General features: G+C 48.7%; 8 protein-coding genes, 1 other RNA gene and 1 pseudogene. 9 read left to right on the top strand and 1 reads right to left on the bottom strand.

Annotation, left to right across the window (positions count from 1 at the left end):
• The 9 genes and pseudogenes from sucC to rnpB all read left to right on the top strand — a co-directional run.
• Positions 1–250, top strand: a pseudogene (sucC, locus tag JU82_RS11810) (succinate--CoA ligase subunit beta); the annotation flags it as partial.
• Positions 251–253: 3 nt separating this feature from the next.
• Entirely contained in the window at positions 254–1,126 is an 873-nt protein-coding gene (gene sucD / locus JU82_RS05300) for a succinate--CoA ligase subunit alpha (RefSeq protein WP_037947556.1), read from the top strand.
• A gap of 2 nt (positions 1,127–1,128) precedes the next feature.
• Positions 1,129–1,425 carry a heavy-metal-associated domain-containing protein gene (locus tag JU82_RS05295; RefSeq protein WP_037947554.1) on the top strand — a complete coding sequence of 99 codons (297 nt, stop codon included), beginning with the start codon at positions 1,129–1,131 and terminating at the stop codon, positions 1,423–1,425.
• Positions 1,426–1,758: a 4Fe-4S dicluster domain-containing protein gene (locus JU82_RS05290; RefSeq protein WP_037947552.1), complete on the top strand. Its 333-nt coding sequence runs from the start codon at positions 1,426–1,428 to the stop codon at positions 1,756–1,758.
• Positions 1,758–2,909 (top strand): 2-oxoglutarate synthase subunit alpha, encoded by a 1,152-nt coding sequence (locus JU82_RS05285; RefSeq protein ID WP_037947549.1) that lies wholly within the window; start codon positions 1,758–1,760, stop codon positions 2,907–2,909. Before JU82_RS05290 ends, JU82_RS05285 begins: the two co-directional genes overlap by 1 nt.
• On the top strand, positions 2,909–3,763 hold the full coding sequence (locus tag JU82_RS05280; protein WP_037947547.1) for a 2-oxoglutarate ferredoxin oxidoreductase subunit beta: 855 nt from the start codon (positions 2,909–2,911) through the stop codon (positions 3,761–3,763). Before JU82_RS05285 ends, JU82_RS05280 begins: the two co-directional genes overlap by 1 nt.
• 9 nt (positions 3,764–3,772) lie before the next feature.
• On the top strand, positions 3,773–4,330 hold the full coding sequence (locus JU82_RS05275; protein ID WP_037947544.1) for a 2-oxoacid:acceptor oxidoreductase family protein: 558 nt from the start codon (positions 3,773–3,775) through the stop codon (positions 4,328–4,330).
• 204 nt (positions 4,331–4,534) lie between these two features.
• Positions 4,535–5,860 (top strand): sensor domain-containing diguanylate cyclase, encoded by a 1,326-nt coding sequence (locus JU82_RS11805; RefSeq protein WP_294892219.1) that lies wholly within the window; start codon positions 4,535–4,537, stop codon positions 5,858–5,860.
• A 6-nt stretch (positions 5,861–5,866) separates the two neighbouring features.
• Positions 5,867–6,196: RNase P RNA component class A (rnpB, locus tag JU82_RS05320), an RNA gene on the top strand.
• A 50-nt stretch (positions 6,197–6,246) separates the two neighbouring features.
• Here the strand turns inward: rnpB and JU82_RS05265 are convergent.
• The coding region (locus JU82_RS05265; RefSeq protein ID WP_294892218.1) for a site-specific integrase at positions 6,247–6,728 on the bottom strand (482 nt) is incomplete at its 5' end.

Below are 6,728 nucleotides of genomic sequence, written 5' to 3'. Positions count from 1 at the left end.
AGACCCGAATGTCAAAGCGATTTTTGTCAACATCTTCGGTGGTATCGTTCGTTGTGACCGCGTTGCCAACGGTATTCTCGAAGCGACCAAACTGACCAAAGTCGATGTACCGGTCATCGTCCGTCTGGACGGAACCAATGCGGATGAAGCCGCAGATATTCTTAACAATGCCGGTATCTCGAATATCGTCGCGGCAACTGACCTTGCCGACGGTGCGCGCAAAGCCGTAGCAGCAGCGAAAGGAGCTTAATTAATGTCAATTTTGGTTAACAAAGATACAAAAGTAATCGTTCAGGGTTTCACCGGTAAAGAAGGAAGTTTCCACGCCGAGCAATGCATGGCGTACGGAACCAAAATCGTCGGGGGCGTTACTCCGGGCAAAGGCGGTCAAGAACACCTCGGACAGCCTGTTTTTAATACGGTAGCCGATGCGGTAGCCAGCACAGCTGCGACGGTTTCTATGATTTTCGTTCCGCCGGCTTTCGTTGCCGATGCGGTTATGGAAGCGGCCGATGCGGGCATTGAACTGGCCGTCATCATCACCGAAGGCGCTCCGGTCAAAGACATGATGTACGCCAAAGCGTACGCAACCAAGAAGAATATGATGACCATCGGGCCGAACTGCCCGGGTATCATCACGGCGGATGAATGCAAAATCGGGATTATGCCGGGCTTCATTTTCAAAAAAGGGAATGTCGGACTGATCTCCAAATCAGGGACGTTGACCTACGAATCTGCTAATCAGGTCGTGAAAGAAGGTTTCGGTATCACCACTGCGGTCGGTATCGGCGGCGACCCGATCATCGGTCTTAGCTACAAACAGCTTCTTCCGATGTTCGAAGCGGATCCTGAAACAAAAGCGATCGTCATGATCGGTGAAATCGGGGGCGACCTAGAGATTCAGGCTGCCGAGTTCATCAAGCATAACATTACCAAGCCTGTCGTCGCGTTTATCGCGGGTCAAACGGCTCCTAAAGGTAAGCGTATGGGGCATGCCGGTGCGATTATCTCCGGAAGCGCCGGTACGGCACAGGAAAAAATGGCGGCACTTGAAGCGGCAGGCGTAAAAGTCGTCGTTTCACCTGCGGACATCGGTAAAGCCGTTGCGGAAGTAATGGGAAGATAATCATGATCCAGAGCTTCGAAGTTGCCAACATTCGCTGTGGAGGATGCTCTGCGACGATTACGAAAGCGTTAGAAGAAGCCGGATTCATAGAGGTCAGTATCGACCTCTCGTGCGAGCCTCGTAAAGTAACAGCAGAGATTGCCGACGAGGCGCAATCAGCACAGTTTAAAGCAATTTTAAGAAGTCTCGGTTATCCTCTGCACAATGAGGAAACGGGCTCTTTGGATAATGCCGCGTTGAAAATGAAAAGTTTCGTTTCATGTGCGATAGGTAAATTCAGTGAAGCAAAGGAGAAATAGATGAGCGTTATTATGAAAGCGCCGGAAAATACGCCGGTTTGGGTAAATACTCAACGCTGTAAAGCGTGTGATATTTGTGTATCGGTATGTCCGTCAGGCGTACTTGGAATGCGTTACGACAAAACGTCGACATTGGGTGCTATGATCTCTATTGATCACCCGGAAAGCTGCATCGGTTGTAATGAATGTGAACTTTCATGCCCCGATTTCGCGATTTATGTTGCGGACAAAAGCGAATTCAAATTCGCGAAACTGACTGATGATGCGAAAACGCGTCAAGCGGCGGTTATTGCCAACAACTATATGTCTTTAGATCAAGAAGGAGTGAAATAATGGCACGAGAAGTAATTTCTACAGGTAACGAATTAGCTGCACACGCGGCATTTGATGCCGGATGTGTGTTTTTCGGCGGATACCCGATCACTCCGTCTTCCGAAGTCATGCACGAGATGTCTGACCTTTTGCCGACTGTCGGTGGAAAATTCATCCAGATGGAAGATGAAATTGCCGGTATCTCGGTAGCGCTCGGTGCATCTATGTCCGGTGCAAAATCGATGACAGCAACCTCAGGGCCGGGGATTTCGCTTAAAGCGGAACAAATCGGTTTGGGCTTTATTGCCGAAGTACCGCTTGTTATCGTTAACGTAATGCGCGGTGGCCCTTCGACCGGTCTTCCGACACGCGTGTCACAAGCGGACATCGGTCAGGCACAATACCCGACTCACGGTGACTATGCATCGATCACATTGTGTGCGGGTTCACTCGAAGAGTGCTACACGCAAACGGTTCGTGCATTCAACTTGGCCGAAAAATACATGACTCCGGTATTCATGTTGTTGGATGAAACGGTCGGTCATATGCACGGTAAAGCGGTTCTTCCTGATCTGGAAGAAGTTAAGGCTTCTATCGTAAATCGCAAACGCTTCGACGGAAAACCCGAAGATTATCGTCCGTATGACGTTCCGATGAATACCCCTGCGGTACTCAATCCGATGTTCGAAGGATATCGCTACCACGTAACGGGTCTTCACCACGGTCCAACCGGATTCCCGACTGAAGATGCGGCACAGTGCCAGTTCAACATCGAACGCCTTGTCGGTAAAATCAACACCGTTGCGGCAGAAAACGACGGACTGGATGATGAAGCCGATTACGAAGAGTTTATGCTCGACGACGCGGAAGTATGTTTGATCGCGTACGGTTCAATCAGCCGCGGTGCGAAAGAAGCGGTTATGAAACTCCGTGCAGAAGGTATTAAAGCAGGTCTTTTCCGCCCGATCATGATTTGGCCGAGCCCCGCGAAGAAACTCAAAGAGATCGGTCAGAAATTCGACAAGATTTTCGTTACCGAGCTGAACATGGGTCAATACCTCAAAGAGATCGAACGTGTAACGGGACGCAGCGATTTCGGTACGCTTCACAAAGCTAACGGCCGCCCTATCGCGCCGCTTGAAATGGTAGCAAAAGTTAAGGAGATGTTCTAATGGCTTTCAATTACGATCAATACTTACGTGTAGATAAAATGCCGACACTCTGGTGTTGGGGTTGTGGCGACGGTGTTATCCTCAAAGCGTGTATCCGTGCCATCGAAAAAATGGGATGGGACATGGATAAAGTGTGTGTCGTATCCGGTATCGGCTGTTCAGGACGTTTCAGCTCATATATCAACTGTAATACGGTTCATACGACCCACGGTCGTACAGTTGCGTACGCTACTGGGATCAAACTGGCGCGTCCTGACGCCCACGTTATCGTTGTAGCGGGTGACGGTGACGGTCTTGCGATCGGTGGTAACCACACGATTCACGGTTGCCGCCGTAACATCGATCTGAACTTCATTTTGATCAACAACTTCATCTACGGGTTGACTAACTCGCAGATTTCTCCGACAACTCCGCAGGGTATGTGGTGTGTATCGGCGCAAAACGGAAACATCGATCCTACGTTCGACGCATGTAAACTCGCTATCGGTGCGGGTGCATCTTTTGTAGCGCGTGAGACGATGCTTGATCCGAAAAAACTTGAGAAAATTTTTGTAAAAGGGTTCTCTCATAAAGGTTTCTCGTTCTTTGACATTATGTCAAACTGCCACATTAACCTCGGCCGTAAAAACAAAATGGCCAATGCGATGGAAAACCTTGAATGGATCGACAGCATCACTACCCCGTTGAAAAAATGGGAAGCGTTGTCACCGGAAGAGCAGTTGAACAAATTCCCGACCGGCGTATTGCGTGAAGTAGAGCAGGCGGAGTATTGCGAGCTTTATGACATGGTTATCGAAGCGGCACAGGGCAAACGTGCGAAAATCACGCAAGACGATTTTGCGAAAAAAATCTAAGGAGAAACCATGAGACATACGATACGATTTACAGGCGTCGGTGGACAAGGGGTTCTTCTCGCCGGTGAAATCATGGCGGCAGCTAAAATCAAGATGGGCGGGCACGGCTTGAAAACAGCTACCTATACTTCTCAGGTTCGCGGCGGAGCCACGGTTGTTGACATTACGCTTGACGACAATGAGATTTTCTACCCGTACGCAAACGAAGGCGAGATCGATTTCATGCTTTCCGTTGCAGACGTGAGCTACCAACAGTTCAAAAACGGCGTTAAGCCGGGCGGTATTATCGTCGTTGAGCCGAATCTGGTTCACCCTACGGACGATGACCGCAAAAAATGGCACATAGTAGAGATCCCCATCATTACGATTGCCAAAGAAGAAGTCGGAAACGTTATCACCCAATCGGTTGTTGCGCTTGCGATTACCAACGAATTTACCGGTGTTCTTGACCCGGATACGTTGAAAGAAGTCATGCTGTCGAAAGTTCCTAAAAAAGTGCACGACGTCAACAACAAAGCATGGGATCTCGGTATCAAATACGCGAAAGAAGCGAAAGCCAAAGCGTAATCCCGTTTTCCCTCTCTTTTCCCGCTCAGGCGGGAGAAGTTCCCGCATACATGCATCTTCATTCTCCTCCTTATTTTCTATCTTTTGATAAAAGTGATATGACTGTTTTATTTTGTTTTTTTATTTAAATATTTTGTCTGAAAAGTGGACTTTTTAATTAAAATTAATTATAATATATGGACATGGTCAAAATAAAGGACGGTTATGCGCGAGTTCGAACACATGAGTTCTGTTATCGATGCTATCCGATTTGACAGAACTCTTGTCGATTTTTTTGAACGGCAACGCGACGCAATCCTCAATAAATGGCTTGATTACCCCGTTCTGAACGCTATCATCGACTCTTTGGGGTACAGCAAAGAAGACTATCACACCAAGATCGCATCGGGTGTATTCAATAATTTTTACAGAATTCTCTGCGGAGAGAGACAGCCGGGAGACTGCCCCGTCATGCGCTCCGTCGTCAATGAATTCTACGAAATGGGTCTGACCGTTGAAGACGTTTTTATGAGCTGTACGGCATTTAAAAATACCCTTCTTTTATTTCTGGACGACTACGGCGCTAGCGATATCAAAAAACATGCTGCGAATGTTATGATGGTTTTGGATCATAACGTGTACGGCGTCCTTTCCGTTTACAGTGAAATGAAATGCGCACGCGACGAGGAGCTGGCCTTCCGCAACCGTATTATCCAGGAAAATGTCCTCTATACCCGTACGGGGACGGACGGTGTCATCGTCGAGGTGACGGACGCATTTTGCAAACTGAGCGGTTACGATAAAAAGGAACTCATTGGCAATACCCATTCGGTATTCAAGCATCCCGATGTCGAGCCGAGCGTCTACAGCGGGTTGTGGGAAACGATCACCTCTGGCGAAGTGTGGAAAGGCAATCTCCCCAACCGGCGGAAAAACGGGAGCACCTTCATCACTACGGCCCGAATCGTTCCCGTCTACGATTCCGAGGGAAAAATCATCGAATATATGGCTTTCCGCAACGACATTACCTCCGATGAACTGGCGAAAATCGATCCGTTGACGGGACTGTATAACCGCAGGGAACTGGACGCTATTTTTCAAGACCTGCATATGAACGCGATAGCCAAAAATGAACCGCTCGCAATCATTCTTGCCGATATCGACCATTTCAAATCGATCAACGATACGTACGGGCACAAAGAAGGCGATGATGTGATCGTGCGCTTTGCCGGGCTGTTGCGTTCGTGTACCCGAAACAGCGACGTCTGTGCGCGGTGGGGCGGGGAAGAGTTTATCGTCTTTTTGCCCTGCACCGAGCTTAGTACCGCGTTCGAGATCGCCGAGCGGATACGTCAGGCCGCATTGAGCGATCTGCACATCGACGAGCATATCATCAGCTGTTCGTTCGGTGTAGCGGTGCTGGAAAAAGGGGAAACGACCGACGATCTATTCAAACGGGTGGACGGATACCTGTACCGTGCCAAAGAAAACGGCAGGAATCAAAGCGTGACGCAGCGGACTAATCCCTCTCTAAACCTATTTCACCTATAATGTCTGCAGGTACAACAGGTGATAGCTTGAGCCACAAACTCAAGAGGTAAAGTCCGGGCTGCTGTAGGACACGGTTTCATCTAACGGATGGCCACGGTAACGTGAGGGATAGTGCAACAGAGAGTAGACCGCCTCGCAAGAGGTGAGGGTGAAACGGCGGGGTAAGAGCCCACCAGTCTCATAGGCAACTATGGGAGCTATGTAAACCCAACCGCGCAGCAAGAAACAGATGGTTAGCGTCCTACATTGCTATTGTTTCGCTAGAGGCCCTGAGCGATCAGGGCAGTAGATTAATTATCGCCATATCCAGAACCCGGCTTACGTTGTGCCTACTCCCTATTTTAGGCTGTTTGAAAGCTTAGTGTGACCATATTGTGTCAGTACTATCAGCTAAACAAATTAAAGTCTTTTCCCAGATCAATTTTTCTAGAGTCAATGACACCTGCATAGTGCGTCAAAGTGATCTTCGGACTCGAATGACCCAGCAATCCCGCTAACTCGTTTATGCTCACGATTCCGTTTTGAAGCATCAGTGTTGCGAACGTATGACGAGCCGAATAAAGCTTCTGTTTCGGCAATCCGCACTTAGTTAAGAGGGAAGGCCAACGATGCCTGAACTTCGTTACGTCGTCGATCTCTCCGAAGAGAAATTCATGATCGCTTTTGATCTGCTTCAATTCGTCAATGACGAAAGCGGGGCAGGGGATTTTACGAATCGAATGTCGGGTTTTGGGTATATCGACACGCCCACGGGTACGAACCCGTTTAATATCGATCCAACCGTCGGATATATCACCCGCTTTTAGCCCTAAAATCTCTTCGGGTCTCATCCCCGTATGGAAAGCCAACATCAAATAGGGTTTCATGA

The sequence above is a fragment of the Sulfuricurvum sp. MLSB genome, from assembly GCF_000747095.1.
In the GTDB taxonomy this organism is placed as follows: domain Bacteria; phylum Campylobacterota; class Campylobacteria; order Campylobacterales; family Sulfurimonadaceae; genus Sulfuricurvum.
This window is presented reverse-complemented; position numbering and strand designations above follow the sequence as displayed.

What these genes read in the sequence shown, in the direction of transcription:
- JU82_RS11805 (WP_294892219.1), top strand. Translation starts at nt 4,535, where the DNA reads ATGCGCGAGTTCGAACACATGAGTTCTGTTATCGATGCTATCCGATTT.
- JU82_RS05295 (WP_037947554.1), top strand. Translation starts at nt 1,129, where the DNA reads ATGATCCAGAGCTTCGAAGTTGCCAACATTCGCTGTGGAGGATGCTCT.
- JU82_RS05275 (WP_037947544.1), top strand. Translation starts at nt 3,773, where the DNA reads ATGAGACATACGATACGATTTACAGGCGTCGGTGGACAAGGGGTTCTT.
- JU82_RS05290 (WP_037947552.1), top strand. Translation starts at nt 1,426, where the DNA reads ATGAGCGTTATTATGAAAGCGCCGGAAAATACGCCGGTTTGGGTAAAT.
- JU82_RS05285 (WP_037947549.1), top strand. Translation starts at nt 1,758, where the DNA reads ATGGCACGAGAAGTAATTTCTACAGGTAACGAATTAGCTGCACACGCG.
- sucD (WP_037947556.1), top strand. Translation starts at nt 254, where the DNA reads ATGTCAATTTTGGTTAACAAAGATACAAAAGTAATCGTTCAGGGTTTC.
- JU82_RS05280 (WP_037947547.1), top strand. Translation starts at nt 2,909, where the DNA reads ATGGCTTTCAATTACGATCAATACTTACGTGTAGATAAAATGCCGACA.